We start from the raw sequence: 24548 nt of genomic DNA on the forward strand, positions 1-24548 counted from the left end.
CCCTGCTGCCGCTGCTGGCCCTCTCGGTGGTCGCCACCGCCATTCCAGCCCTGATGCAAAGTGCCCTGCCCCTGGATCTGGTGCGGGGCGGGCTGGAGCGGGCGGCCCAACCGGAGAGCATCAGCGCGCTGCTGATCGGCCTGCAACTGGGCTTGCTGCTGCTACTGCAATGGCCTGTTGGCCGCACCCTGGCCGAGAAGCCCGTGGTGGTGGGGCTGAAGCTGAGCCTGGTGTGCATGGCCATCGGCACCGCACTGTTGGCCCTCTCGGCCCTGAGCAGGCACGGGATCGGCCTGGTGGTGCTGGCCCAACTGCCCCTCGCCCTGGGGGAAGCGGCCTTTCTACCGATCGCCACCGAAGCAGTGGTGGAACTCAGCCCCCCCGACCATCAGGGGCTCGCCATGGCTTTGTTCTCCCAGTGCTTTGCCATCAGCGCCTTCGGTGCACCGCTGGTGGCAGGCGTGCTGCTGGACAGCCACCGGCATGGAGCCGTGCTGTGGCTGCTGGTGGCCACAACATGTCTACTTGGCCTGGGGCTCCTGGGACCGATCAACAGGTACGCCAGGCGCTGAAGCTCAGGCGCTCTTGTCGGCGTTGCGAGGCGCCACCCAGGCCTCATGGGGCAGGGGCTCGGTGCCGTATTCCCAGTCGTCGTAGTCGGGATCGTTGCGGATCTGCTGGTGCAGCTCCTTCTGAACGTCGAAGTCGTGGGGATGAGAAGCATCGCCAGCGGGGGCACCCGCGGGGGTGGAAGGCTGCTGGGCGGTCATCGGGTCCACAAGCTCTGTGACCATTCTGGGGCCTGCGGCCACATCCGCAGTGTTGCCCCAGGGCAGCTCACACGTTGAACAGGAACTCCATTACGTCACCCTCGGCCACCACATACTCCTTGCCCTCGGCCCGCAGCCAGCCCTTGGTACGCGCCTCCGCCAGGGAACCGGCCTCTAGCAACTGCTTGTAGCCAATGGTCTGGGCGCGAATGAAGCCCCGCTCGAAATCGGTGTGGATCACACCGGCGGCCTGGGGGGCAGTCATGCCGGCCTGGATCGTCCAGGCACGGGTTTCCTTCTCGCCTGTGGTGAAGTAAGTACGCAGGCCCAGCAGGGTGTAAGTGGCACGGATCAGGCTCTGCAGGCCGCCCTCCTCCACCCCCAAACCGGCCAGAAATTCGGCGCGATCCTCCTCGGGCAACTCGATCAGCTCGGCCTCCACTTGGGCCGAGATCCGCACCGTGCCGGCGCCTTCCTTCTGGGCCAAAGCCGCCACTTCGTCACAGTAGGCGTTGCCTGTGGCCAGATCGTCTTCGCTCACGTTGGTGGCATAGATGATCGGTTTGGCGGTTAGCAGACCCAAGGGCTTCACCATCAGGGCCTCCTCAGCGCTGAGCTCCACGCTGCGGGCCGCACCGCCCTGTTCCAGCACCACCTGGATGCGCTCAAGGGCAGCGTCTTCGACCTGGGCCTCCTTGCTAGTTCTCACCTGCTTCTTGAGGCGCTCGCGCCGCTTCTCCACCTGGGAGAGATCGGCCAGACCCAGTTCCAGGTTGATCACCTCGGCGTCGCGGGCCGGGCCTACCGAGCCGCTCACGTGGATCACGTCGTCGTTCTCGAAGCAGCGCACCACGTGCACGATCGCGTCCACTTCGCGGATGTTGGCCAGGAACTTATTGCCCAGGCCCTCGCCCTGACTGGCTCCCTTCACCAGGCCGGCGATATCCACAAACTCCACCTTGGTGGGAATGATCTCCTTGCTGCCACTCACATCGGAGAGCAGCTGCAGACGTGGATCCGGCACCGACACGATGCCCGAGTTGGGCTCAATCGTGCAGAAGGGATAGTTGGCGGCTTCGGCCTGGGCATTGGCCACCAGGGCGTTGAACAGGGTCGACTTGCCAACGTTGGGCAGACCGACGATTCCGGCTTTGAGCATGGCTGGAATCTACGAGCCGCCGGTGATCCACCCCCGCTGGCCGCCACAGTGGACGCCGCGACCAGGAAGACTGGAGCGAGCGCCGGCGACCTGCCATTCCTTTCGTCATGCTCCAACCCGCTCCCCAGCGCGAGGGATCTGAGCCGGCCGCTGGCAGCAAGGCCTTGCTTGCCTTGCCAGGACCGAGCTGGCTAAGGCGCCGCCGGCTTTGGGCGGGCGCGCTGGCCGCAGCCGTGGTGGTGGTGGCGGGCACCAGCCTGCTGGGACAGCGCCGCTCCGCCCAGCAGCAAACCTCCCTGGCGGATTACACCGTGGTGGCCCGGGAAGGGGCCCTACCGGGGGTGATCACCGCCAGCGGCGAGCTGGGCGCCTACCGCAGCGTGAACGTGAGTCCCAAGCGCCAAGGGGTTCTGCAGGAGCTCTACGTGGAGGAAGGCGACTCCGTGGTGGCCGGCCAACCAATTGCCTTGATGGACAGCGGCGACCTACGCGATCGCCTGCAGGAACTCCAGGCCCTGGAGAACTCCACCAAGGCCCAGCTGGAGCGCAGCCGCAGCGAACTCGAACGCAACAAGGGCCTCTACAGGCAAAAGGCCATCAGCCAGACCGACTACAGCCGGATCCGCAGCACCTACCTGGTGGACCTTGCAGCCATGCAAGCTGCTCAGCAACGGCTCGAGCAGAGGCAGATCGAACGCAGCGAGCTCACCGTGCGCGCCCCCTTCTCAGGGGTGATCACCGCCCGCTTCGCCGATCCCGGCGCCTTCGTGACTCCCACCACCTCGGCCAGCGCCAGCGCCGGGGCCAGCAGCTCCTCGATCGTGGAACTGGCCCAGGGCCTCGAAGCCATCGCCAAGGTGCCCGAGAGCGACATTGGACGCCTCAAACTGGGGCAACCGGCCAGCGTGCGGGTGGACGCCTTCCCCGACCGCCGCTTCGCCGCCCGGGTACGCCAAATCGCGCCCCGAGCCGAAAAGCTCAACAACGTCACCTCGTTCGAGGTGAAGCTGCAACTGCTCAGTCCGCCCCCGGAACTGCGCATCGGCATGACCGCCGACATTGACTTCAACACGGGCCAACTGGCGGCTCGCACCCTGGTGCCCACGGTGGCGGTGGTCACCGAAGAGGGGCGGCCGGGGGTGTTGCTGGTGGGCCCCAAGAATCAACCCACCTTCCAGCCCGTCACCCTGGGAGCCAGCAGCGGCCGTGACACCCAGATCCTCGATGGCCTCAAACCTGGCGCTCGCGTGTTCATCGACCTGCCTCCCTGGGCCAAGAACAAGCGGGCCAAATCCTGAAGGAACGCCGCTCCCAGCCTTAAGGCTGGGGGCTGCGCTGCTGGAGAAACCGGCGACAGGATTCGAGAATGCGGGCGCTGGCCTGGCCATCGCCGAAGGGATTGTGGGCCCGGGCCATGGCCTCATAGGCCTCGCGGTTCTCCAGCAGCAGCGCTGTTTCCCGCAGGATGTCGGCCGCATCAGTGCCGATCAACTTGGCGGTACCGGCATCGACAGCCTCCGGACGCTCCGTGGTGCGGCGCAGCACCAGCACCGGCTTGCCGAGGGCTGGAGCCTCCTCCTGCAATCCGCCGGAATCGGTGAGCAGCAGGGTGGCTCCGCGCATGGCGGCCACGAGGCGGTCGTAGTCGAGCGGCTCCGTGAGGAAGGCACGCGGATGGTTGCCCAGCAGGGCCTGCAGCGGTTCGCGCACGGTGGGATTGCGGTGCAGCGGCAGTAGCAGGGCTGTATCGGGGAAGCGCTCGAGCACCTGCAAGAAGCCGCGGCCAATCTCCTGCAGGCGCTCACCCCAGTTCTCGCGCCGATGCACCGTGGCCAGAATCACGCGCTGCTTGTCGAAATCGAGGCCGGGCAGTTCAAACGGCGGCGCCTTCTCCGCCATCAGCAGCAGCGCATCGATCACGGTGTTGCCGGTGATGCACACCTCCCCCACCACGCCAGAGGCGCGGCAGTTCGCCGCGGATACCTCAGTGGGCGCAAAGTGCAGCTGCGCCAGCTGGGAGATCAGCCGCCGATTGGCCTCCTCCGGGTAGGGATCCATGATGTTGTCCGTGCGGAGACCCGCCTCCACGTGGCCCACGGGGATCTGGGCATAGAAGGCGGCCAAGGCCGAGGCGAAGGCGGTGGTTGTATCTCCTTGAACCAGCACCAGATCCGGCTTGTGCTGCTCGAACTCTGCCTGTAACCCCTGCAAGGCACCACTGGTGATGTGGGTGAGTGTCTGTTTGGGGGCCATGAGGGCCAGATCGTGATCGGCCTGAAGGCCGAACAGTTCCATCACCTGGGCCACCATCTCCCGGTGCTGACCGGTGAGCACCACGCGGGTGTTGAAGTCGTCGGCCTGCTGGAAAGCCTGAATCACCGGCGCCAACTTGATCGCCTCGGGCCGGGTGCCCAGCACGATGCAGACGTTATGGGGCGTGGTCAAGACAGTGCTGCATCCAGGCGGATCCTAAAGATGCCTCCCGCGTTGAAGGCACAGGTGGGCCTTCAACGCAATGCTGAGGCTCGTAGTCCACCGGCGGGGTCCATGGCCAGTCCTGATGCGCTATTTCCCCCTAGCCTGGTTCCCCCCACACCGCCAGCGGTGATTCCGGCAGCGGCAGCGGCACCGGCCCAGCCACCGGGCAATGGCGCCATGCCCCCCAGCCTGGAGGGGATTGTGCGCCTGGCCCAGCAGCAGAACTACTCCGACGTGCACCTGGGCGTGGGCGAAGAACCGCGCTACCGAGCTCGAGGCGACATGCTGCGCACCGGTTGGCCTGTCACCGACAGCTCCACCTTCAACGCGTGGTTGAAGGAGATGCTGTCCCCCAGCCAGATCGACCACTTCCTGAAGACCAAAGACTTCGATGCCTCCCACGCGTTTCCGTTCGTGCGGGTGCGCATCAACCTGATGGACTCACTGCGGGGGCCAGCGATGGTGCTGCGCCTGATTCCCCAGACGATCGCCAGCCTCGATGAGCTGCGGCTACCGGCCGTGCTGCGGGAGTTATGTCAACGCCCCAAGGGCCTGGTGCTGGTGACTGGTCCCACCGGCTCGGGCAAGAGCACCACCCTGGCCGCGATGATCGACTGGATCAACAGCACCATGCAGCGGCACATCCTCACGATTGAGGATCCCGTGGAGTTCGTGCACCAGAGCCGGGAGTCGTTGATCCGCCACCGGGAGGTGGGGCAACACACCCGCCAGTTCCACAGCGCCCTGCGGGCAGCCCTGCGGGAAGACCCCGACGTGATCCTGATCGGGGAGATCCGCGACCAGGACACCCTGGCCACAGCCCTGGAGGCCTCTCAGACGGGTCACCTGGTGTTCGGCACCCTGCACACCAACTCAGCCGTGCGCACGGTGGAGCGCATCCTCGGGATGTTCCCCCCCGCCGAGCAGCCGCCGGTGCGGCGGGCGGTGGCGGAGTCGTTGCTGGGGGTAATCGCCCAGGGGCTGCTGAAAACAACGGATGGCAAGCGGGCAGCCTTTCACGACATCCTGATCAATACAGACGCCTGCCGCGATTACATCCAGCGGGGCGAACTCGAAGAGATCGAACAGATCATGGAGCGCAGCGGCTTCGATGGCATGCAGACCGCCAACCAGGCTCTGCTGCAGCTGGTGGAGGGCGGCCGCGTCAGCGCTGGCGATGCCATCGCCCAGAGCCTCAAGCCCAACGAACTGGCCCAGGCCCTCCGGGGCAAAGCCTGAGGGCCGGATCGCCAGGGGTCAGTGGGCAGCGCTGAGGTCGCCCAGCAGGCGCACCACCAGCAGCACACCAAGGCCGACCGACAGACCCAGCATGGCCATCCGGCCATTCCAGATCTCAGCCTGGGGAGTGAAGCCCCGCTTCCACTGATTGATCTCGTCGGGCCCGGCCTCGACCGTGTCCCGGGATTGGGCGGTGGCCATCGCAACTGCCTTTGAGTCTCAAGAGCCTAGGAAGATCAGAAGGGGGCCTGAGGCCCATAGAGCAGAACTGCCTCCTCGAGGGCCAAGCGTGGTGCCACCGCCAGCCGACCATCACTGCGGCCCCCGGCCAGCAGCCGCTGCTCCGCCGCCACCCCGATCATGGCGGCGTTGTCGGTGCAGTAGGCCAGCGGGGCCACCCGCCACTCCAAGCCCAAGGCGGCGCAGCGCTGGGCCATGCACGCGCGCAGCCGCCGATTGGCCGCCACACCGCCCACCATCACCAGGGTGCCAAGGCCCTGATCACGGGCACAGCGGGTGGTGCGCTCCACCAAAACATCCGCCACCACCTGCTCAAAGCTGGCGGCCACATCCGCCAGGGGGAAGGGTGCCGTGCCGCCAGGGCCACCGGCGGCCTGCTCCTCGGCCTTGAGCTGCGTCACCAGGCGCAGCACGGCCGTTTTCAAACCACTGAAGCTGAAGTCGTAGGGGTGAAATCCTCCTTCGGGCCGCGACACCCGGCCCTTGGGCAGCGGGAACCGCCGCGGATCACCCCCCGCTGCCGCCACCTGAATGGCGGGTCCGCCGGGATAGCCCAGCTGCAACAGCCGGGCCACCTTGTCGAAGGCCTCGCCAGCGGCATCATCCCGGCTGCGGGCCAGTCGCCGGTAGTCCCCAGGACCATCCACCCGGATCATCTCGGTGTGGCCGCCGCTCACCAACAACACCAGGTATGGCCCCTCCGGCAGGGGCTCGCCCAGGTGCACCGAGCAGAGATGGCCTTCCAGATGGTGCACCCCCAAAAAGGGCTTGCCATGCAGCCGCGCCAGGCACCGCCCCGTGATGGAACCCACCAATAGGGCCCCCACCAGACCAGGAGCCGCAGTGGCCGCAATCGCATCGAGCTCGGCGTAGGCCACGCCGCTCTCGGCCATCACCTGCTCGATCAAAGAGGGCAGGGCTTCCACATGCCGCCGCGAGGCAATCTCAGGCACCACGCCGCCAAAGCGGGCGTGCTCCTCCACCTGGGAGGCCACAGCGCTCGCCAGCACCCGCTGATCGCGCACCACCGCAGCCGCGGACTCGTCACAACTTGTTTCGAGGGATAACAGTGTGGGCATCAGTTCTGGAGATCTCCCTTACTGTCCGCAAGTGACATCCTGCCGTGCTGCAGGTGTCTACCCAGCACGCCATCAAGCACTGGAGCCGATGCGCCGCCTCTTTGCCGTTCTGATTTCTGCCCTGCTGATCTTCGGCTTCGCCCCTGTGGCCAAAGCCGATGTGGCAGGTCTCACTCCCTGCGCTGAGAGCGCCCGCTTCCAACAGCGCGCCAGCGGAGCCACCACCGAGCAGGCCAAGGCCCGCTTCGAGATGTACAGCCAGGCCCTCTGCGGCGCCGATGGGCTTCCCCACCTGATCGTGGACGGCCGCTGGAGCCACGCCGGCGAGTTCATGATCCCCGGCATCGCCTTCCTCTACATCGCAGGCTGCATCGGCTGGGCTGGACGTAACTACTTAAAAGCCATCCGTGGCGAGAAGGACGCGGCGATGAAGGAGATCCAGATCGATCTGCCTCTGGCCATCAAGAGCACCATTGCTGCTGCCACTTGGCCCCTAGCCGCCTTTGGTGAGCTCACCAGCGGCAAGTTGCTTGAGTCTGACGACAAGGTGACCGTGTCCCCCCGCTGATCGCGGCCTCACGCTCCCCCATTCAGGCCTTTCCCCCAAGTCTTTTTCCGATGAAGAAGTTCCTCACCACCGCCCCGGTCTTCGCCGCCATCTGGTTCACCGTGACCGCCGGCATCTTGATCGAATTCAACCGGTTCTTTCCCGATCTGCTCTTCCATCCGATGTGAGCAGCAGCGCCCATCTTTGAGCGGCCCCGAGTGGGCCGCTTTTTTTTATGGTCAACCCGATCGAGCAGAAACAGCTCAGCCGAGCTGCATCAGCTGTTCCAGCTCGGCTAGGGCCGTTTCGAAATCGCCGTTCACCAGCACCGCGTCAAATTCCCCCTCGGCAGCCAGCTCCACCCGAGCCCGCTCCAGGCGCTTGGCAATGGCCTCGTCACTGTCGGTGCCGCGGCCGCGGATCCGGCGCTCCAACTCCTCAAAGCTGGGGGGCTTGATGAAAATCTGAAAGCCGGCCGGGAAGCTCTGGCGCACCTGGCGAGCCCCCTCCAATTCGATCTCCAGCAACACCGGGCGGCCAGAGGCCAACTGGGCCTCCACCGGCTGGCGCGGGGTGCCGTAGCAGTTGCCCGCGAACTCGGCCCACTCCAGCAAACCGCCCTGGGCCACGGTGGCCTCGAAACCATCGCGGGCCATGAAGAAATAGCTCTCACCCTCCACTTCACCCGTTCGTGGCGCGCGAGTGGTGGCAGAGATGGAGAGCCAGATCTGGGGATGGCGCTGCAGCAGCGCCGCGACCAGGGTGCCCTTTCCCACCCCGCTCGGGCCGGTGATCAGAAAGAGCCTGCCGGCGGGAGCGGGAGCACCCATTACTGCGTCAACCACGGGCCTGCAGAGTAGGAGCGCCTCTGGAGTCCCTCCCATCGCCGCCATGGCCCCCCTGCCCCTCCAGGCCATGGATCTCACCACCCTGCGGGCGGTGCTGGGGGAATTGGAGCCTCGGCTGGTGCCCAGCCGCTTCGAGAAGGCCCAGCAGGCCGATTCCCACACCCTGCAGCTCGGCTTTCGCAGCCTGGAGGGGCGCACCTGGCTGGAGCTCAGCTGGCAGGCCGAAGCCCCCAGGCTGTTCGCCATCCCCCCACCGCCCCGCGGTGGGGATGGCAGCACCCTGGCCCAGCAGTTGCAGCACGGCCTGGGTGGCCTTGCCCTGGTGGCGCTGGAGCAACCGAGTTGGGAGCGGGTGGTTCACCTCAAGTTCGCCCCACGGCCTGGCGAGGCCATCAGCCGCACCCTGGTGGTGGAACTGATGGGCCGCCACAGCAATCTCTTTCTGCTGGATGAGAACCAGCGCGTCGTGGCGGCGGCCCGCCAGGTGCGGGAGCAGCAATCCAGGTTGCGGCCCATCGCCACCGGCGATGTCTACAGCCCTCCGCCACCCCTGGCGGGCAAGCCCCCCTGCCGCGATGAATCCTTCGCGCACTGGCGGCAGGAACTGCAACTGCTGCCCCTGCCCTTGAAACAGGCCCTGCAGGGGGCTTATCAGGGCATCAGCCCAGCCCTGGCGCTGCAACTGGCGGGCGACCGGCAGTCCGAGGCCACCGCCCTGCTGAGCCAGCCGGTCGACGCCCTCACCCCGGAGCAGTGGCAACAACTGTGGCAGGGCTGGCAAACCTGGCTCGCAGCGCTGGACGAGGGCCGTTTTCAGTTCAGCGCGGGCGAGGCAACGGCCTACAGCTGCTGGAAAGCTGGTGACAGCCCTGGCGATCCCCTAGCCATCAACCAGGCTCTGGCGGACTACCACCGCCAGCAGCTGGGACAACGACGGCAGGGGCAACGGCGCCGGCAGCTGGAACAACGGCTGCAGCAGGCCCTCAGCCGTGAGCAGCAGCAACAGCAGCACCAACAGGCGCTGCTGGATCAGGTGGAGAACAGCGACGCCTTGCAGCGCCGGGCCGATGCCCTGCTGTGCCTGCCACAACCCAGCCGCGAGCAGGTGGGAGAGGCCCAGTCTCTCTATAAAAAAGCCCGCAAACTGCGGCGTTCCGTGGCCGCGATCACCCCGCGGCTGGAGCAACACCACCAGCGCATCGCCGAGCTGGACGCGAGCCTCACCTACCTGGAGCAGCTTCCGCCCACGGCCAGCCTCAACGAGCTCACTGCCCTGGAACAGGACAGTGACCTGGTGCTCAAACAGCGCTCCAAGGGCACGGGATCACGCCAGGACGTTCCCTGCCCCCTGGAAGCACGCAGCCCCAGTGGGGCGCGCCTACAAGTGGGTCGCAACCACCGCCAGAACGAGTGGATCAGCCTGCGCCAGGCCAGGCGCGGCGATCTCTGGTTCCATGCCCAGGAATGTCCGGGCAGCCACGTGGTGCTCAAGGGGTCCGAAGCACCCCTCAGCGAGGCCGACCTGCAGGCCGCCGCAGACCTGGCTGCCCACTTCAGTCGGGCCCGCGGCAACAGCCGGGTGGCCGTGGTGATGGTGCCCACCGAGGATCTGCAACGCATTGCAGGGGCAGCGGCAGGCACCGTGCGCCACCGAGGTGGCACCGTGCTCTGGGCCGAACCGGCACGGGCAACAGCCCTTCTGGAGCAGGCAGTCCCTAGCCTCAAGGGGGAGCCCGAGCCATGAGCGAAAACGACACCCTGCCCGCGCCAGCACCACCGCTGAGCGATCTCGGTAACGAGTTCCCGGGGGAGGTGGAGATGACCCTGGTGGATCACCTGGAGGAACTGCGCAGCCGCATCCTGCGCAGCCTGCTGGCGGTGGTGATCGGCGCGGCCGGTTGCCTGCTGCTGGTGCGCCCCCTGGTGCGACTGCTGGAGGTGCCAGCCCACGGCATCCGCTTTCTGCAGCTGGCCCCGGGTGAATTTCTGTTCGTGTCGCTCAAGGTGGCGGGCTACGCCGGCCTCACCCTGGCCCTCCCCTACGTTCTCTACGAGGGGCTTGCCTTTGTGCTGCCCGGCCTCACCCGCCGCGAACAACGCCTGGTGGCTCCAGCGGTAGCGGGCTCGGCGGTGTTGTTCGTGGCGGGCCTGGCCTTCGCCTGGTGGGCCCTGGTGCCAGCGGCCCTCAATTTCCTGGTGAGCTATGGCGCCGATGTAGTGGAGCCGATCTGGTCGATCGAGCGCTACCTGGATTTCGTGCTGCTGCTGATGGTGGCCACCGCCCTGGCGTTCCAGCTGCCGGTGCTGCAACTGCTACTGGCAGCCCTGGGGGTAGTGCGCGCCCAGACCATGCTCGGCGCCTGGCGCTGGGTGGTGGTGGCCTCGGCTCTGGCAGGAGCCGTACTCACCCCCTCCACGGATCCGATCACGATGCTGCTGCTCACCGGGGCGATCACAGCCCTTTATCTGATCGGCGTGGGCCTGGCCACTCTGGTGCAGCGGCCCCAGACGGCCTAGAGCAGAAACTCGCTGGCCCGGCCTTGCGGCAGCTCCAGCGGCAGGGTCATGGCCTTGCCAAGCCGGGGTTTATCGGTGGTGCTATTGAGCCAGTGGCGCACTTGGGCGGCCACCCCCAGGCCATTGAGCGTGCCCACCAGCTCCTCCAACTTGGCCGCGTACTGCTCGGCATCCAGCGGGAACGACTGCTGCTCCAGGTAGCCCCACATCACCTGCAGGTAAAGACGACCCCGCCTGGAAATGAGCTGCAGGTCGTAGGAGGCCTGCCAGCGACGCCGCAACAGCTCCAGCACTTCTAAGGCCACCAGGGGGGCGGCGGGGAGGTCGGCGGAATCCAAGGGTGTGGCAGCGGGCGCGCAACAGCATGTTGCAGGGTCTCGGCAGAGCCCTGTTGGGCCAAGCCGTTCAGGGCTGGGCAAGGTTCATAATGGGCGCCACGTTGCAGTGGGCTCCCCAGCCGCCCCGTATGACCCAGATCCCAGCGCCCTCGTCCAGCGGTGATGTTCCCGGAATGGGTCGTCGGCAGTTCATGAATCTGCTGACCTTCGGCACGGTCACAGGCGTGGCCCTGGGTGCCCTCTACCCGGTGGTGAACTACTTCATCCCCCCCAAGGCCGCCGGTGGTGGTGGTGGCGTGACCGCCAAGGATGAGCTGGGCAACAACGTCACCGCCAGCGGCTGGCTCGGCAGCCACAAGGAAGGCGACCGCAGCCTGGTGCAGGGCCTCAAGGGCGATCCCACCTATCTGATCGTCGAGGGCAGCGATGCCATCGGCAGCTACGGCATCAACGCCATCTGCACCCACCTGGGCTGCGTGGTGCCCTGGAACGATGGGGCCAACAAGTTCATGTGCCCCTGCCACGGCTCCCAGTACGACGCAACCGGCAAGGTGGTACGCGGTCCCGCTCCCCTCTCCCTGGCCCTAGCCCACGTCTCGGTGGAGAACGACAACGTGTTCCTGAGCCAGTGGACTGAAACAGATTTCCGCACCGGCGAGAAGCCCTGGTGGGCCTGATCTACCCCGCGCTCGTCTCCCCCTTGCCCGCCCGCCCGCCCCAACGCCCCATGCGTCGCTCCTTCTCCCTGCTGCTGAGTTCGCTCCTCGCCCTCGGCGCCCTGTTCGTGGCTCCCCAGGCAAGCTGGGCCTACCCCTTCTGGGCGCAGCAGAACTACGCCACCCCCCGGGAAGCCACCGGCAAGTTGGCCTGCGCCAACTGCCACCTGGCCAAGAAGCCCACCCAGGTGGAAGTGCCCCAGGCGGTCTTCCCCGACGAGGTGTTCAAAGTTGAGGTAAAGATCCCCTACGACACCTCTGTTCAGCAGGTTGCTGGTGACGGCAGTGCCACCGGGCTCAATGTGGGCGCCGTGGTGATGCTGCCCGATGGTTTCAAACTCGCACCGGCCGATCGCCTCAGCGAGGAGCTCAAGGAGGAAACCGCCGGTGTCTACGTGACCCAGTGGAGCGACAACGACCCCAACATCCTGCTGGTGGGCCCCCTCCCGGGTGACCAGCACCAGACGATCACCTTCCCGATCCTCGCTCCCGATCCCGCAACCGACAGCAACATCCACTTCGGCAAGTACCAGCTACACGTGGGCGGCAACCGTGGCCGCGGCCAGGTGTATCCCACTGGCGAGAAGAGCAACAACGGCGTATTCAATGCCTCCGTTGCCGGCAGCGTGGAAGCGATCAACGCCGGTGAGAACGGCGGATCCGTGGTGGTGATCAAAACCGCCGACGGCACCAGCGTGAATGAGGCCATCCCCGCCGGCCCCACCGTGACCGCCAGCGTGGGACAGGCCGTGGTGGTGGGCGAAGCCCTCACCAACGATCCCAACGTGGGTGGGTTCGGCCAGCTCGATGCTGAGGTGGTGCTCCAGAACCCTGTGCGTATCTACGGGATGCTCGCCTTCTTCGCCGCCGTTGCCCTAGCCCAGATCATGCTGGTACTGAAGAAGAGGCAGGTAGAAAAGGTGCAGGCTGCCGAAGGCGTCTGATGCATCTCGCTGTGTTCACCTCACCGGGGCCCTTGCTGTTTCAGCTGGGCCCTTTTTCTCTGCGCTGGTATGGCTTACTGATCGCCGTTGCGGTGTTGCTGGGCCTGATGCTCGCCACGCGCCTGGGCAGACAACGGGGCATCGAGCCGGCGATGATCGCCGACCTATTGCCGATCCTGGTGCTGGCGGCCGTGATTGGTGCTCGCGTGTACTACGTGGTGTTCGAGTGGCGGCAATACCAGTTGAACTGGCTCGATGCCCTGGCGATCTGGAGGGGAGGGATAGCCATCCACGGCGCCCTGCTCGGCGGCAGCCTCGCGGTGATTCTCTATTGCCGCTGGCGCAAGCTCGCCTTCTGGAACCTGCTCGATGTGCTGGTGCCATCGGTAGCCCTTGGCCAGGCCATCGGCCGCTGGGGCAACTTCTTCAACTCCGAGGCCTTCGGTCTTCCCACTGATCTGCCCTGGAAACTCACCATTCCATTCGCCAATCGGCCCATTCAGTTCCTGGACCAAACCACGTTCCACCCCACATTTCTCTACGAGTCGTTGTGGAATCTGGGGGTGGTGATCCTGCTGTTGGTGTTGTTCCAGCGGGGCCTGAAGGGCCAGCTGCCCCTGCCGGCGGGAGCCCTCAGTTGCTTCTACCTGCTCACTTACAGCACCGGGCGGCTGTGGATTGAGGGGTTACGCATCGATCCTCTCTGCCTGGCCGGCGCACCTCCCTTCTGTGACGGTGGGTTGCGCATGGCACAGCTGGTGAGCCTGGTGTTGATGGCCGCCGCAGGATTCGGCCTTTACTGGCTGTATGTCCGTCAGCGGGCTCTGCCCGATCCGAGCGGCATCAACCTGCCTTCCTCCGGCTCCCCCACTTGAACAACGACCTCACCACAGCAACCACCGCCAAGGTCTGGGTCGTGGGGGCTGGCCCTGGAGCCCCAGATCTACTCACCATCCGGGCCCTACGGGCGATCGAACAGGCCGAGGTGTTGATCTGGACCGATTCCCTGGTGAGCCCGCAGCTGGCCGCCCTGGCTCCGTCCGCCTGTGAGCGCATTCGCACCAGCACCCTCACTTTGGAGGAGGTGATGGAGCTGATGCTGGATCGCGCCAGGGCCGGTAAGCGGGTAGTGCGCCTCCACGATGGCGATACCTGCCTCTACAGCGCCCTCAATGAACAACTCTGCCGGCTGCTGGATGCCGACATCACTGTGGAGGTGGTGCCCGGGCTCAGCGCCTACCAGGCCACCGCGGCTGCCCTGAGCAGTGAACTCACCATTCCCGGCCTGGTGCAGACCATCGTGCTTAGCCGTGCTGGTGGACGCACAGGGTTGCCGGAGAACGAATCGCTCGAGCGGCTGGCGGCCCTGCAGGCCTCCCTGTGCCTCTACCTGAGTGCGCGCCACGTGGAGCAGGTGCAGGCCGAGCTACTGCGGCACTACCCAGCCGACACCCCCGTGGCGATCGGCTATCGCGTCAGCTGGCCCGACCAGTGGCTCACGGTGGTGCCCCTGAGCGAAATGGCTCAGGTGAGCCAGGAACGGGACCTCATCCGCACCACCCTGTACGTGGTGAGTCCGGCGTTGGCGGCCCCAGGAGAGGCACGATCCAAGCTGTATTCAGCCAGCCATCACCACCTGTTCCGCGGCGGGGCGGAGGTGGGGCCCACGATGTTTTAAGCTCTTGGGGTGCGGGCGATTAGCACAGCGGTAGCGCACTTCCTTCACACGGAAGGGGTCACTGGTTCGAATCCAGTATCGCCCATATTTTGAATTCAACCCCTGCACTGCAGGAGTTTCATCGTTACGAGCCATCCCGACTGGCCCCTTTTGCGGCGCCGTACTCGGGCTGTGGTGCATAGACGGCGAATCCAGGTCACAATGCCGCCACGAGATCATCGGCCCCGCGCGTGAGCGCCAGCATCCCCACCATGGACCTTGACGCTGGAACGCCGTCTGCCGATTCGGCCCTAGAGCGCCTGGGCCTCACCCTGAGGGAGGCTCGCCTGGCCCGCGGCATGGACTGCCGCACCCTCGCGGCTCAGTTGCGCATGGGTCCCGAACAACTGGAAGCCCTCGAAGCGGGGGATTCCAGCCGGTTACCGGAAATGGTGTTCGTGATCGCCCATGCCCGGCGTGTGGCCGACGCCCTCGGCGTGGACGTGAACCTCTTGATCACGCCGCTGAAACAGAGTGCCAGTGCCCTGAAGCCTGCCCCGGCTCCACTCACCGCAGACACCCACACCCCCAAGACCAGCCACAGCCGTAGGCGCCAACCGTCGCTGCTGCCGGTTGTGGGCTGGGTGGCCCTCCTGGCTGGCCTGGCCGCAGCGGGGGGCTGGGGCTGGCAACAGCGCAACCAGCCCGGCGGCAGGCCCATGACCATCGCCCCATTGGTTCCGGTCCAGCCGCCCCCGCAGCCCGCCCCCGCCAAGCCAGCGGCCATGCCAACCACCCTTCGCCTCACCACTGCGGAGGCCAGCTGGCTGGAGGTGCGCACCAACACCAGCAAGCAGCTGTTTGAGGGCAACCTCAAGGGCACGCGAGTTTTCCCCCTGGGCACGGGGCTCAGGGTGTTGGCTGGCCGACCCGATCTGGTTCGCGCCAGCCTTGGCAACACCCCCGGCAAGACCCTGGGGCGAATTGATCAGCTGAGCTGGGTGGAGTTCAAGCCCTCCGCTCCGGCAGCGGCGGCTCCAACACCCTGAGGCTCACGCCGGCGGCTTCCTGCACGGCCGGGGCACAGGCCTGCAGGCTCCAGCGCTCCAGGCTGAGGTCGAGCTCAGCAGCCATGGGCTCCAGCTGGATGCTGAGGCAACTGGTTTCCTCCAGACGCACCTGAATCCCCGCCACCGACGCCTGGGGGCGACGATCCAGGGCAACGGCCAGCCGCAGCAGCAGGGCCATGGCCGCCACCGTGCGGCGCTGCTCGCGACCATCGATCAACTGCCAGGCCTCATGCCGTTTCTTGGGCAGGCTGCGGCGGTGGTAGCGGGCCATGGCCGCCACCATGAGCTGCTCACTGTCGGAGTAGCCCAGTAGGTCGCCGTGGCGAATCAGATACCAGCTGTGCTTGTGATACGACCCCACATTGATGTGTTGGCCACAGCTGTGCAGCATCGCCGCGGCCCAGAGCAGTTGCCGGCCGCTGCCGTCATCGTTGTGCAACACCCCCTGGGTCTGGCTGTAGAGGCTGAGGGCATAGCCCGCCACCCGCTCCGCCCGAGCCTGATCCACGCCGTAGCGCTGCACCTGGTGCAGCACGGTGCGCTGGCGAATACTGCTCTGGAACGCAAAACGATCCACGATCAGATCGTTGCGCAGCATCCAATCCACGATCAGGCCTTCTCGCAGAGCCCGCTCACTGATCACCAGCTCCTGGGCACCGAGCATCTGCATGGCGGTCTGCAGGATCAGGGCACCGGGAACGATGATCTCGGCCCTGCGCTCGTTGAGGCAGGGCAGGGCTCGCCGCTGCTCGGGGGTCATGGTGAGCAGGCGGGCCACCAGCTGATTGAGCCGCTCCCGCGGCACCCGATAGCCCTGCATGCGCAAAGGAGGGCGAGGATCCTCCGCCGCCGCCATGGCCGCGATCGCCATGGCGGTGCCGCTGGTGCCCACCATCACCGGCAATTCGCCTGGGTTGAGCCGCTGCTTCACCTTCAGCACCGCCGGCTCGAGGCTCCCCTGGATGTACGCCCGCAGGAACTCCACCCGCTTGGGGGGTAGCGGATCGTCGTGAACAAAATCCCGCTGCAGCCGCACGGCCCCCACCCGGGTGCTGGTAAGGGCGCGGGCATCCCGGCCATCCGCCAGGATCAATTCGGTGGAGCCTCCACCGATATCGAGGATCAGGTGGGGCTGCTCCCCGAAGGCCATGCCGGAGAGCACACCCAGATAGATAAGGCGAGCCTCCTCCGGGCCACTCACCAGATCCACCTCCAGGCCCAGCTGTTCCTGGATGGCCTGCAGGAATTCCCGGCCATTCGGGGCCTCACGCACGGCACTGGTGGCGGCCGTCACCACATCGCCGGGCTGCACACCGTGGCTGGCGGCCAGCTCCCGGCAGTGGCGCAGGGTGATGAAGGCCCGCTCGATCGCCTCGGCGCTGAGGTCGCCGGTTTCAGGATCACGCTCCCCTAGCCGGGTGGTGGATTTCTCCGTGAGCACCACCGAGAAGCTGCGCAGGGCCGGATCCACAGCCGCGACCAGCAGGTGGATGGAATTGGTGCCGATGTCAATGCCGGCCACCGGCCGGCTCCCAGCTGTGCCGTTGCCGGCGGAGGTCTCGGTCACGCGGGACAGCAGGCGGTGCTGCTGGCACTTTCGCATCGCCGGGCCACCTAACGTGCTGCCCAACATTGGAGAGAGCCCCAGCCTGTGGCCGCAGCCCTTGAACTGGTTCAGGCCTGGCTGGCCCTGCTGCGCTGGGACAAGCCCAGTGGCCGGCTGATCCTGCTGATCCCCGCCGGCTGGAGCCTGTGGCTCCTGCCGGCCACCCCCCCACCAGCGGTGCTGGTGGGCTGGATTGTGCTGGGGGGCCTGGCGGTGAGCGGGGCGGGCTGCGTGGCCAACGACCTCTGGGATCGCCGCATCGACCCCCAGGTGGAGCGCACCCGCCAGCGCCCCCTGGCCAGTGGCCGGATCGGCGTGTCCGCAGCCCTGGTGCTGCTGGGGCTGTGCCTGCTGGCAGCCCTAGCGGTGGTGCTCTGGGGTCTGCCCGCCGGCAGCCGCGGCCTCTGTCTGGCCCTGGCCCTGGCCACCCTGCCGCCGGTGCTGCTCTACCCCTCCGCCAAGCGCTGGTTTGCCTTCCCCCAGGCGGTACTGGCCCTCTGCTGGGGCTTCGCCGTGCTGATCCCCTGGGGGGCCGCCACCGGCACCCTGGACGGCGGCTGGCCGCTGTTCACCACCTGGGCGGCCACGCTGCTGTGGACCTTCGGGTTCGACACGGTGTACGCCATGGCCGACCGCCCGGATGACGCAGCCCTCGGCATCCGCAGCAGCGCCCTCAGCCTCGGGGCCCAGGCCCCTACGGCCGTGGGCCTTTGCTACGGCGCCACCGCCGTGCTGCTGGCCATCGCCGCAAGGCTGCAGGGGGCCGGCCTGCTCTTCTGGCTGATCTGGGCGGTTGCCACGGCCGGACTGCTGCGGGAGGCCTGGCTGCTGCGCCGGCCCGAACTGCCCCGATCGGCCTACGGACTGCATTTTCGCCACCAGGTGCTGCTGGGATCCCTGCTGCTACTGGCCCTGTTGCTCGGACGAACAGGCGGGGCACTGCCGGGATGACAGGGCAGCTGCCGCACCCCCTGCGGGCGGGGGACCGGGTGCAGCTGGCTGCCGCCAGCTCAGCCCTGGACAACCTGGAGCGGCTCGAGGCCGGCAGCGCCGTGCTGCAGAGCTGGGGCCTGCAGGTGGAGAGCCACCCCGAACCCCTGCGCCGCTGGGGCTACCTGGCCGGGGCCGACCTCCAGCGCCACGGCGACCTGCTGCCCCCAGCCCCGCTCACGGCCTGCATCCGCGGTGGCTGGGGTGCCGCCCGGCTCCTTGAAGCCCATCAGTCCCTGTCTCTGCCAGACGGCTGGCTGCTGGGCTTCTCGGATGTCACCTCACTGCTGTGGGCCCAGCGGACCCAAGGGCGTTGCGGCGGCATCCACGGCCCCCTGGTCACCACCCTGGCCAGCGAGCCCGCCTGGAGCCAGGAACGACTGCGGCAGTTGCTGTTCGGTGAGCCGCTGGCGGACCTCACGGGGGAGGCCTGGAAAGCAGGCGTGGCGATAGGTCCGCTGCTGGTGGGCAACCTCACCGTGGCCACCCACCTGTTGGGAACCCCCCACCTCCCGGATCTGCGCGGGGCAGTGCTGGTGCTGGAGGACGTGGGCGAGGCCCCCTACCGCATCGACCGCATGCTCACCCACTGGCGCCTCAGCGGAGCCCTGCAGCAACTGGCCGGCATCGGCTTCGGCAGCTTCAGCCACTGCAATGACGACGACGCGCGCGATCCGGACACCTGCTTCAGCCTCGAGCAGGTGCTGCGGGAGCGCACCGCCGACCTGGGCATCCCTGTACTGGCCCAGCTGCCGGTGGGCCATGAGCCCGGCAATGCCGCTCTCCCCCTAGGCGTTCAGGTCCGGCTGGATGCCCACCGGGGTGTGCTGCAGGTGCTCTAGCGGCCGGCCAACACCGCCGCCGCAATGGTGAGGTCGAAGGGGGTGGTGATCTTGATGTTGGAGGGGGAGGCCTCAATCACCTGCACCGCCCAGCCGAGGCGCTCGAACAGGGAGGCGTCATCGGTGACGCTCCAGCCCTCGGCAACGGCACGGGCGTGGGCATCCCTGAGCTGTTGCACCGGAAAACCCTGGGGGGTCTGGGCACCCCAGAGCTGTGAGCGATCCGGCGTGTCCTGAATCACCCCATCGCCATCCACCCGCTTAATCGTGTCGGTCACGGGCGCAGCAGCGATCACCGCCGCACCGGCGGCCACGGCCTGGGAGCAGCGGCTGATCAGATCAGGATCAACCAGGCAGCGGGCCCCGTCGTGGATCAGCACAGAGCTTGCTTCCGGAGGCAGGGCTGCGAGGCCGTTGCTCACGGATTCCTGGCGGGTGTCGCCTCCCTGGATCCACACCACGGGACGGTCGGGGTTGACGGCGGCCACCAAACCCTCAATGGCGGCCTGATCGATGGGTTGGCCCACGATGCCAATCCAGCGGATGTCGCCGCAGGCCAGGGCGGCCTCCAGGGTCCAGGCGAGCACAGGGCGCCCCGCCACCTCCAGCAGCAGCTTGTTGCGCTCCGCTCCCATGCGGCGGCCGCTGCCGGCACAGGCGATCAGCAAATGCACAAGCGGGCGGCCTCCTGAGCCTGGTTGATCCGACCTCCATACAATCAGCCCGCGACCCGCCCTAGCTGCCCGCCGCCATGCGCGTTCTGTTTCTGCTTCCGGGCGGCATCACCAGCCAGCTGGAGGCCCTGCCGGCCGTGGCGACTGTGGCCAGCCAACTCCAGGCCCAGGTACAGGTGGCCTGTGCCCCTGCCGCCGCCACCGCCTGGACGCTGGTACCGGCGGTGGAGAAGGTGATTCCGTTCGACTTCGACACACGGGCCAGCCTGGCGGACTGGGCCAACTTGCTGGGCAACGTGCGGGAGCCCGATTTTCAGGCCTGCATCAGCCTGGCGCAGGGGCGCCAGCTCGACCTGATGCTCTCGATGAGCCACATTCCCAACCGCGTGGCGGCGGGTGGCTTCTCCGCCACGAGCAGCGTGAGCCCCACGGACGGCTGGCAGCCCCAGGCCCTGGGGGCCTTCCTGCGCCCGCTGGGCCTGAGCCTGGATGCGGGGGCCTTCCGCCTGGCGTTACCCAAGGCCGCCCTCGAACAAGCGGCGGCCCAGCTACCGGCCGGCCAGGGCCCTGCCCTGCTGCTGAGCCCCTCTGGCACCGTCAACGACTGGCCCAGCAGCCAGTGGCAATCCCTGCCCGAACAGGTGCGCAGCAAGTTGCCCGATCTGCGGGTGGTGCAGGCCCTGCGCGGCAGCAAGCTGCAGGAGCGGGCAGCCCAGATCGCGAGCTGTGATGTGGTGCTGAGCAGCGATCCCATCACCACCGAACTGGCCCTGTTCAGCGGGGTTCCCCTGGTGGCCTTGGGCCGCGACGCCGCTCAACTGCCAACCCGACAGGGCGTACAGGGGCTGGGGGCCCGCAGCCCGCTGACCCAACTGCCCATGGCGGAGGTGCTCCAGGCCATGGGCCTGGGATGAGACAACCTCGGCGCACACGCCTGCGCCAGGCCCGAAGCAGGGCCTCGCTCTCAGAACTGCTGAGCCGGCGCCCCTGGGCCGGCCCCGTGCTCGCGCTGGTGATGGTGGTGAATGCCGGGGCCGCGGGCTACCGGATCAGCGAAGGCTGGGACTGGGGTGACTGCTACTGGATGGTGCTGATCAGCCTCAGCACCCTGGGGTTCAGCGATGCGGAAACCCAGGTTCTCAGTGGAGGAGGCCGGGTGGTGACAGCCCTGCTCATCATCGGCGGCCTAGTGGTGGTGCAACAGACCATTCAGAAACTGCTGGAATTAACCAATTCCGGCTATTTCCGGCGCCTCCGGGAGCGCCGCTATCGCCAACAGCTGCAGCGCACGATGAACAACCACGTGATCCTCTGTGGCTATGGCCGCATCGGCCGCGAAATCGCCCAACAACTCAGCGCCGAAGCGGTGCCCTTGCTCGTGGTGGAGATGGATCCAGACCGCATCCAGGAGGCACAGCAGCGGGGCCTCACGGTGCTGCAGGCGGACGCCACCCTCGACGTGACGCTCGAGGAGGCTGGCGTGCATCACTGCCGGGCCCTGGTGGCGGCCCTGCCCAGCAATGCGGCCAACCTCTACGTGATCCTCAGTGCCCGGGGCCTGGCCCCCCGGTGCCGCTTGATCGCCCGGGCCGACAGCGAGGAAGCCGAGGGCAAACTGCGCCTGGCCGGGGCCGACCAGGTGGTGAGCCCCTATGTGGCGGGCGGCCGCACCATGGCCGCCACCGCCCTGCGGCCCCTGGCGGTGAACTTCATGGAACTGCTGGCTGGCTCCGAGTGTGAGGTGGAGGAGCTGCTGCTGAGCAGCGACCCCGAGCAACTGGGCCAACTCAATGGCCGCAGCCTGGCGGAGCTGCAGCTGGGTAGGCGCAGCGGCGCCCTGGTGCTGGCGATTCGCAACCCGACGGGCGCTGGTGCCCCCGGGGCCGATCTGCTGGCCAATCCCAGCGGGGAGGTGCGCCTGGCGCCAGGCCAGCTCCTGGTGGTGATGGGCAGCCAGGACCAGCTGGAGCGCCTCACCGACCTGCTGGGATCGGCCCTGGCCGGCGTGGATACGCTGCAGGCCTAGGCGCCACCCGCAAGGCCAGGCTTACGCTCGCGCGATTGCCGCCTCTGCTCCATGGCCAACGCCACCCCCCTTGCCGGACAGGTTGCCCTGGTGACCGGCGCCAGCCGGGGCATCGGCCGCTGCATCGCCCAGGTGCTGGCCCAGGCGGGCGCCACGGTGGTGGTGAACTACGCCAGCTCGCCTGGAGCGGCGGACGCAGTGGTGGCGGAGATCCAGGCCAGTGGCGGCAAGGCCTGGGCCCATCAGGCCAACGTGGCCGATGAGGACCAGGTGGAGGCCATGGTGAAGGACGTACTGGCGAAGGAAGGCCGGCTCGATGTGTTGGTGAACAACGCCGGCATCACCCGCGATGGCTTGCTGATGCGCATGAAGAGCGCCGATTGGCAGAGCGTGATCGACCTCAATCTCACGGGGGTGTTCCTCTGCACCCGGGCCGTGAGCCGCTCGATGCTCAAGGCCCGCAGTGGACGCATCATCAACATCACGTCGGTGGTGGGCCTGATGGGCAACCCCGGCCAGGCCAATTACAGCGCCGCCAAGGCGGGCGTGATCGGGCTCACCCGCAGCAGTGCGGCGGAATTCGCCAGCCGTGGCGTCACCGTGAACGCCGTGGCACCGGGCTTCATCACCACCGACATGACCAAAGACCTCAACGTGGAGCCGATCCTCTCGGCCATCCCCCTGGGTCGGATGGGCAGCCCCGATGAAGTGGCCAGCGCCGTGCGCTTCCTGGCCGCTGATCCCGCCGCCGCCTACATGACCGGCCAGGTGCTGCAGGTGGATGGCGGCATGGTCATGCGTTAGAGACCGGCTGGGCGAGCTCCTCCCGCAGCCGCCGGATTCGTTGCAGCAGCTTGAGCCGACGGCTGCGGGCCGTCATGGTGAGAAAGATGCGCAGCGGCACGTAGATCAGGGCCATGCCCAGGCCTAACCCCGCCACCAGCAGAAACACCATCAAGTTGCTGCCGGCGGCAGGGTCCGCCAAGGCATCGCTCAGAACCTCGGTGATGCTGTCCTCCATGGGCGGCACCCTATCGAGAGGCCGGGGTGGATGCAGCCTTCCCCACCCCTGGCATTCGGCTTTCCCCACCAGCCAGGCCGCCGGATGGCATGGGAGCCTGTGGCCACGGTTCTTCTCTGTGCTGCCGCGCCCCATGGCCAAGCTGCTCCTGTTCTCCGATGCCTCCCGCTCCGCCCTCGAGCGCGGTGTCAACGCCCTGGCCGATGCGGTCAAGGTCACCATCGGCCCCAAGGGCCGCAACGTGGTGCTGGAGAAGAAGTTCGGCGCCCCGGATGTGGTGAATGACGGCGTCACCATCGCCAAGGAAATCGAACTCGAAGATCCCTTCGAGAACATCGGCGCCAAGCTGCTGCTGCAGGTGGCCACCAAGACCAAGGACAAGGCCGGCGACGGCACCACCACCGCCACGGTGCTGGCCCAGGCCATGGCCCGTGAGGGCCTGCGCAACGTGGCGGCAGGCGCCAACCCCGTGGGCGTGCGCCGCGGCATGGACAAGGCCGTGGCTCAACTGGTGCAGGGCATCGAAGCCCGCTCCAGCGCCGTGGCCGGCGACGCCATCCGCCAGGTGGCCACGGTGAGCTCCGGTGGCGACGAGGAAGTGGGGCAGATGATTGCCGAGGCCATGGAGAAGGTCACTGCCGATGGCGTGATCACCGTGGAGGAGAGCAAGAGCCTGGCCACCGAGCTGGAAATCACCGAGGGCATGGCCTTCGATCGGGGCTACAGCTCCCCCTATTTCGTCACCGACGGTGATCGCCGCGTCTGCGAGTTCGAGAACGCCCTGCTGCTGGTCACCGACCGCAAGATCAGCTCCATCACCGACCTGGTGCCCGTACTGGAAGCGGTGTCCCGGGCCGGCAAGCCCCTGGTGATCCTGGCGGAAGAGGTGGATGGTGAAGCCCTCGCCACCCTGGTGGTGAACAAGAACCGTGGCGTCCTGCAGGTGGCGGCTGTGCGAGCCCCGGCCTTCGGCGAGCGTCGCAAGGCGGCCCTGCAGGACATCGCCATCCTCACCGGCGCCACCCTGGTGTCTGAAGACCGGGCCATGACGCTCGACAAGGTGAGTCTGGACGACCTGGGCAAGGTGCGCACCATCACCATCAGCAAGGACAGCACCACGATCGTGGCCACCGGTGAACACCAGGCTGCGGTGGCCGATCGGGTGGCCACCATCCGCCGTGAGCTCGACAACACCGACTCCGACTACGACCGCGAGAAGCTGGTGGAGCGCATCGCCAAACTGGCCGGCGGCGTGGCCGTGATCAAGGTGGGTGCCCCCACCGAAACCGAACTGCGCAACCGCAAGCTGCGCATCGAGGACGCCCTCAACGCCACGCGGGCCGCTGTGGAAGAGGGAATCCTGGCCGGGGGGGGCAGCACCCTCGCCCTGCTGGCCGGCAATCTCGACGGCCTCGCCGCCAGCCTGAGTGGCGATGAGCGCACTGGCGTACAGATTGTGCAGCGGGCCCTGACGGCACCACTGCAGCAAATCGCGGTCAATGCCGGCCATGACGGCAACGTGGTGGCGGAAGAAGTACTGCGCAGCGGCAAGGGCTTCAATGCCGCCACCGGCACCTACGAAGACCTGCTCACCGCCGGCATTCTCGACGCGGCCAAGGTGGTGCGTCTCGCCCTGCAGGACGCCGTGTCCATCGCCTCCCTGCTGATCACCACCGAGGCCGTGATCGCCGACAAGCCCGAGCCTCCTGCCACCGCTGCACCCGGTGGCGACATGGGCGGAATGGGTGGCATGGGCGGGATGGGCATGCCCGGCATGATGTGAGGCC

Annotated in this window: 28 protein-coding genes and 1 tRNA gene; 19 read left to right on the plus strand and 10 right to left on the minus strand. The window is 67.3% G+C overall.

All coding sequences use genetic code 11. The features are described 5' to 3' along the window. The coding region (locus tag KBZ14_RS12830; protein WP_255118736.1) for an MFS transporter at positions 1-572 on the plus strand (572 nt) is incomplete at its 5' end. 3 nt (positions 573-575) lie between these two features. On the opposite strand, the gene KBZ14_RS12835 is transcribed toward KBZ14_RS12830, so the two are convergent. Both KBZ14_RS12835 and ychF read right to left on the minus strand, forming a co-directional pair. Next, complete coding sequence (locus KBZ14_RS12835; protein WP_255118737.1) at positions 576-770, minus strand: hypothetical protein; 195 nt, start codon at positions 768-770, stop codon at positions 576-578. A gap of 67 nt (positions 771-837) precedes the next feature. Beyond that, complete coding sequence (gene ychF / locus KBZ14_RS12840) at positions 838-1929, minus strand: redox-regulated ATPase YchF (protein WP_255118738.1); 1092 nt, start codon at positions 1927-1929, stop codon at positions 838-840. A gap of 107 nt (positions 1930-2036) precedes the next feature. Between ychF and KBZ14_RS12845 the strand changes: the two genes are divergently transcribed. Further along, positions 2037-3227 carry an efflux RND transporter periplasmic adaptor subunit gene (locus KBZ14_RS12845; RefSeq protein ID WP_255118739.1) on the plus strand — a complete coding sequence of 397 codons (1191 nt, stop codon included), beginning with the start codon at positions 2037-2039 and terminating at the stop codon, positions 3225-3227. 19 nt (positions 3228-3246) lie between these two features. Here KBZ14_RS12845 and wecB read toward each other — a convergent pair whose 3' ends face one another. Then, a complete protein-coding gene (wecB, locus tag KBZ14_RS12850) occupies positions 3247-4374 on the minus strand; it encodes a non-hydrolyzing UDP-N-acetylglucosamine 2-epimerase (RefSeq protein ID WP_255118740.1) in 1128 nt (375 codons plus the stop codon). 102 nt (positions 4375-4476) lie between these two features. Between wecB and KBZ14_RS12855 the strand changes: the two genes are divergently transcribed. Further along, positions 4477-5646, plus strand: coding sequence for a type IV pilus twitching motility protein PilT (locus KBZ14_RS12855; protein ID WP_255118741.1), 1170 nt, complete (start codon positions 4477-4479; stop codon positions 5644-5646). 18 nt (positions 5647-5664) lie between these two features. Here the strand turns inward: KBZ14_RS12855 and KBZ14_RS12860 are convergent, their stop codons facing one another. Together KBZ14_RS12860 and tsaD are read right to left on the minus strand one after the other, a co-directional pair. Next, positions 5665-5847 (minus strand): high light inducible protein, encoded by a 183-nt coding sequence (locus KBZ14_RS12860; protein ID WP_255118742.1) that lies wholly within the window; start codon positions 5845-5847, stop codon positions 5665-5667. A 35-nt stretch (positions 5848-5882) separates the two neighbouring features. After that, a complete protein-coding gene (tsaD, locus tag KBZ14_RS12865) occupies positions 5883-6965 on the minus strand; it encodes a tRNA (adenosine(37)-N6)-threonylcarbamoyltransferase complex transferase subunit TsaD (protein WP_255118743.1) in 1083 nt (360 codons plus the stop codon). Positions 6966-7053: 88 nt separating this feature from the next. Here tsaD and KBZ14_RS12870 point away from each other — a divergent pair, with 88 nt between their 5' ends. Continuing rightward, positions 7054-7533: a Photosystem I reaction center subunit III gene (locus tag KBZ14_RS12870; protein ID WP_255118744.1), complete on the plus strand. Its 480-nt coding sequence runs from the start codon at positions 7054-7056 to the stop codon at positions 7531-7533. 50 nt (positions 7534-7583) lie between these two features. After that, complete coding sequence (psaJ, locus tag KBZ14_RS12875; protein ID WP_010317976.1) at positions 7584-7700, plus strand: photosystem I reaction center subunit IX; 117 nt, start codon at positions 7584-7586, stop codon at positions 7698-7700. A 75-nt stretch (positions 7701-7775) separates the two neighbouring features. On the opposite strand, the gene gmk is transcribed toward psaJ, so the two are convergent. Continuing rightward, positions 7776-8342 carry a guanylate kinase gene (gene gmk, locus KBZ14_RS12880; RefSeq protein WP_255118745.1) on the minus strand — a complete coding sequence of 189 codons (567 nt, stop codon included), beginning with the start codon at positions 8340-8342 and terminating at the stop codon, positions 7776-7778. Positions 8343-8403: 61 nt separating this feature from the next. Here gmk and KBZ14_RS12885 point away from each other — a divergent pair, with 61 nt between their 5' ends. Beyond that, the gene (locus tag KBZ14_RS12885) at positions 8404-10104 is read left to right on the plus strand and encodes an Rqc2 family fibronectin-binding protein (protein ID WP_255118746.1); all 1701 of its coding nucleotides are present in this window, start codon (positions 8404-8406) and stop codon (positions 10102-10104) included. After that, positions 10101-10877 carry a twin-arginine translocase subunit TatC gene (tatC, locus tag KBZ14_RS12890; RefSeq protein WP_255118747.1) on the plus strand — a complete coding sequence of 259 codons (777 nt, stop codon included), beginning with the start codon at positions 10101-10103 and terminating at the stop codon, positions 10875-10877. The genes KBZ14_RS12885 and tatC overlap by 4 nt, the downstream gene beginning before the upstream one ends. Here tatC and KBZ14_RS12895 read toward each other — a convergent pair. Further along, positions 10874-11215, minus strand: coding sequence for a DUF3067 family protein (locus KBZ14_RS12895; RefSeq protein WP_255118748.1), 342 nt, complete (start codon positions 11213-11215; stop codon positions 10874-10876). The two genes, tatC and KBZ14_RS12895, sit on opposite strands and share 4 nt — an antisense overlap. Before the next feature lie 128 nt (positions 11216-11343). Here KBZ14_RS12895 and petC point away from each other — a divergent pair, with 128 nt between their 5' ends. The 6 genes from petC to KBZ14_RS12925 all read left to right on the plus strand — a co-directional run bounded on the left by petC (position 11344) and on the right by KBZ14_RS12925 (position 15581). Beyond that, positions 11344-11892, plus strand: coding sequence for a cytochrome b6-f complex iron-sulfur subunit (gene petC / locus KBZ14_RS12900; RefSeq protein ID WP_255118749.1), 549 nt, complete (start codon positions 11344-11346; stop codon positions 11890-11892). A gap of 50 nt (positions 11893-11942) precedes the next feature. Beyond that, positions 11943-12875 carry a cytochrome f gene (petA, locus tag KBZ14_RS12905; protein ID WP_255118800.1) on the plus strand — a complete coding sequence of 311 codons (933 nt, stop codon included), beginning with the start codon at positions 11943-11945 and terminating at the stop codon, positions 12873-12875. Then, on the plus strand, positions 12875-13750 hold the full coding sequence (lgt, locus tag KBZ14_RS12910) for a prolipoprotein diacylglyceryl transferase (protein ID WP_255118750.1): 876 nt from the start codon (positions 12875-12877) through the stop codon (positions 13748-13750). The genes petA and lgt overlap by 1 nt, the downstream gene beginning before the upstream one ends. After that, entirely contained in the window at positions 13747-14553 is an 807-nt protein-coding gene (gene cobM, locus KBZ14_RS12915) for a precorrin-4 C(11)-methyltransferase (protein ID WP_255118751.1), read from the plus strand. The genes lgt and cobM overlap by 4 nt, the downstream gene beginning before the upstream one ends. Positions 14554-14566: 13 nt before the next feature. Continuing rightward, positions 14567-14638, plus strand: a tRNA-Val gene (locus KBZ14_RS12920). Between the two features lie 145 nt (positions 14639-14783). Then, positions 14784-15581, plus strand: a complete 798-nt coding sequence (locus KBZ14_RS12925; protein ID WP_255118752.1) for a helix-turn-helix domain-containing protein — start codon at positions 14784-14786, stop codon at positions 15579-15581. Here KBZ14_RS12925 and KBZ14_RS12930 read toward each other — a convergent pair. Then, positions 15541-17205, minus strand: coding sequence for a Ppx/GppA phosphatase family protein (locus KBZ14_RS12930; RefSeq protein ID WP_399211048.1), 1665 nt, complete (start codon positions 17203-17205; stop codon positions 15541-15543). The two genes, KBZ14_RS12925 and KBZ14_RS12930, sit on opposite strands and share 41 nt — an antisense overlap. 48 nt (positions 17206-17253) lie before the next feature. Here KBZ14_RS12930 and KBZ14_RS12935 point away from each other — a divergent pair, with 48 nt between their 5' ends. Together KBZ14_RS12935 and KBZ14_RS12940 are read left to right on the plus strand one after the other, a co-directional pair. Then, positions 17254-18159: a 4-hydroxybenzoate polyprenyltransferase gene (locus KBZ14_RS12935; protein WP_255118754.1), complete on the plus strand. Its 906-nt coding sequence runs from the start codon at positions 17254-17256 to the stop codon at positions 18157-18159. Continuing rightward, positions 18156-19040: a S66 peptidase family protein gene (locus KBZ14_RS12940; RefSeq protein WP_255118755.1), complete on the plus strand. Its 885-nt coding sequence runs from the start codon at positions 18156-18158 to the stop codon at positions 19038-19040. The genes KBZ14_RS12935 and KBZ14_RS12940 overlap by 4 nt, the downstream gene beginning before the upstream one ends. Here KBZ14_RS12940 and ispD read toward each other — a convergent pair. After that, positions 19037-19714, minus strand: a complete 678-nt coding sequence (ispD, locus tag KBZ14_RS12945; RefSeq protein WP_255118756.1) for a 2-C-methyl-D-erythritol 4-phosphate cytidylyltransferase — start codon at positions 19712-19714, stop codon at positions 19037-19039. The two genes, KBZ14_RS12940 and ispD, sit on opposite strands and share 4 nt — an antisense overlap. Positions 19715-19791: 77 nt before the next feature. On the opposite strand from ispD, the gene KBZ14_RS12950 reads away from it, so the two are divergent. The 3 genes from KBZ14_RS12950 to fabG are packed head-to-tail and all read left to right on the plus strand — an operon-like array spanning position 19792 to position 22544. After that, positions 19792-20628: a glycosyltransferase family 9 protein gene (locus KBZ14_RS12950; protein ID WP_255118757.1), complete on the plus strand. Its 837-nt coding sequence runs from the start codon at positions 19792-19794 to the stop codon at positions 20626-20628. Next, entirely contained in the window at positions 20625-21740 is a 1116-nt protein-coding gene (locus tag KBZ14_RS12955; RefSeq protein WP_255118758.1) for a potassium channel family protein, read from the plus strand. Before KBZ14_RS12950 ends, KBZ14_RS12955 begins: the two co-directional genes overlap by 4 nt. 51 nt (positions 21741-21791) lie before the next feature. Beyond that, positions 21792-22544, plus strand: coding sequence for a 3-oxoacyl-[acyl-carrier-protein] reductase (gene fabG, locus KBZ14_RS12960; RefSeq protein ID WP_255118759.1), 753 nt, complete (start codon positions 21792-21794; stop codon positions 22542-22544). On the opposite strand, the gene KBZ14_RS12965 is transcribed toward fabG, so the two are convergent. Beyond that, a complete protein-coding gene (locus KBZ14_RS12965; protein WP_255118804.1) occupies positions 22534-22761 on the minus strand; it encodes a hypothetical protein in 228 nt (75 codons plus the stop codon). The genes fabG and KBZ14_RS12965 overlap by 11 nt on opposite strands. Before the next feature lie 133 nt (positions 22762-22894). Between KBZ14_RS12965 and groL the strand changes: the two genes are divergently transcribed. After that, complete coding sequence (gene groL, locus KBZ14_RS12970) at positions 22895-24544, plus strand: chaperonin GroEL (protein ID WP_255118760.1); 1650 nt, start codon at positions 22895-22897, stop codon at positions 24542-24544. The last annotated feature ends 4 nt before the right edge of the window (positions 24545-24548 follow it).

Source organism: Synechococcus sp. HJ21-Hayes (assembly GCF_024345835.1).
Taxonomy (GTDB): domain Bacteria; phylum Cyanobacteriota; class Cyanobacteriia; order PCC-6307; family Cyanobiaceae; genus Vulcanococcus.

What these genes read in the sequence shown, in the direction of transcription:
- KBZ14_RS12835 (WP_255118737.1), bottom strand. Translation starts at nt 770, where the DNA reads ATGACCGCCCAGCAGCCTTCCACCCCCGCGGGTGCCCCCGCTGGCGAT.
- ychF (WP_255118738.1), bottom strand. Translation starts at nt 1,929, where the DNA reads ATGCTCAAAGCCGGAATCGTCGGTCTGCCCAACGTTGGCAAGTCGACC.
- KBZ14_RS12845 (WP_255118739.1), top strand. Translation starts at nt 2,037, where the DNA reads ATGCTCCAACCCGCTCCCCAGCGCGAGGGATCTGAGCCGGCCGCTGGC.
- KBZ14_RS12855 (WP_255118741.1), top strand. Translation starts at nt 4,477, where the DNA reads ATGGCCAGTCCTGATGCGCTATTTCCCCCTAGCCTGGTTCCCCCCACA.
- KBZ14_RS12860 (WP_255118742.1), bottom strand. Translation starts at nt 5,847, where the DNA reads ATGGCCACCGCCCAATCCCGGGACACGGTCGAGGCCGGGCCCGACGAG.
- tsaD (WP_255118743.1), bottom strand. Translation starts at nt 6,965, where the DNA reads ATGCCCACACTGTTATCCCTCGAAACAAGTTGTGACGAGTCCGCGGCT.
- KBZ14_RS12870 (WP_255118744.1), top strand. Translation starts at nt 7,054, where the DNA reads ATGCGCCGCCTCTTTGCCGTTCTGATTTCTGCCCTGCTGATCTTCGGC.
- psaJ (WP_010317976.1), top strand. Translation starts at nt 7,584, where the DNA reads ATGAAGAAGTTCCTCACCACCGCCCCGGTCTTCGCCGCCATCTGGTTC.
- gmk (WP_255118745.1), bottom strand. Translation starts at nt 8,342, where the DNA reads ATGGGTGCTCCCGCTCCCGCCGGCAGGCTCTTTCTGATCACCGGCCCG.
- KBZ14_RS12885 (WP_255118746.1), top strand. Translation starts at nt 8,404, where the DNA reads ATGGCCCCCCTGCCCCTCCAGGCCATGGATCTCACCACCCTGCGGGCG.
- tatC (WP_255118747.1), top strand. Translation starts at nt 10,101, where the DNA reads ATGAGCGAAAACGACACCCTGCCCGCGCCAGCACCACCGCTGAGCGAT.
- petC (WP_255118749.1), top strand. Translation starts at nt 11,344, where the DNA reads ATGACCCAGATCCCAGCGCCCTCGTCCAGCGGTGATGTTCCCGGAATG.
- petA (WP_255118800.1), top strand. Translation starts at nt 11,943, where the DNA reads ATGCGTCGCTCCTTCTCCCTGCTGCTGAGTTCGCTCCTCGCCCTCGGC.
- lgt (WP_255118750.1), top strand. Translation starts at nt 12,875, where the DNA reads ATGCATCTCGCTGTGTTCACCTCACCGGGGCCCTTGCTGTTTCAGCTG.
- KBZ14_RS12930 (WP_399211048.1), bottom strand. Translation starts at nt 17,205, where the DNA reads ATGCGAAAGTGCCAGCAGCACCGCCTGCTGTCCCGCGTGACCGAGACC.
- KBZ14_RS12940 (WP_255118755.1), top strand. Translation starts at nt 18,156, where the DNA reads ATGACAGGGCAGCTGCCGCACCCCCTGCGGGCGGGGGACCGGGTGCAG.
- KBZ14_RS12950 (WP_255118757.1), top strand. Translation starts at nt 19,792, where the DNA reads ATGCGCGTTCTGTTTCTGCTTCCGGGCGGCATCACCAGCCAGCTGGAG.
- KBZ14_RS12955 (WP_255118758.1), top strand. Translation starts at nt 20,625, where the DNA reads ATGAGACAACCTCGGCGCACACGCCTGCGCCAGGCCCGAAGCAGGGCC.
- fabG (WP_255118759.1), top strand. Translation starts at nt 21,792, where the DNA reads ATGGCCAACGCCACCCCCCTTGCCGGACAGGTTGCCCTGGTGACCGGC.
- KBZ14_RS12965 (WP_255118804.1), bottom strand. Translation starts at nt 22,761, where the DNA reads ATGGAGGACAGCATCACCGAGGTTCTGAGCGATGCCTTGGCGGACCCT.
- groL (WP_255118760.1), top strand. Translation starts at nt 22,895, where the DNA reads ATGGCCAAGCTGCTCCTGTTCTCCGATGCCTCCCGCTCCGCCCTCGAG.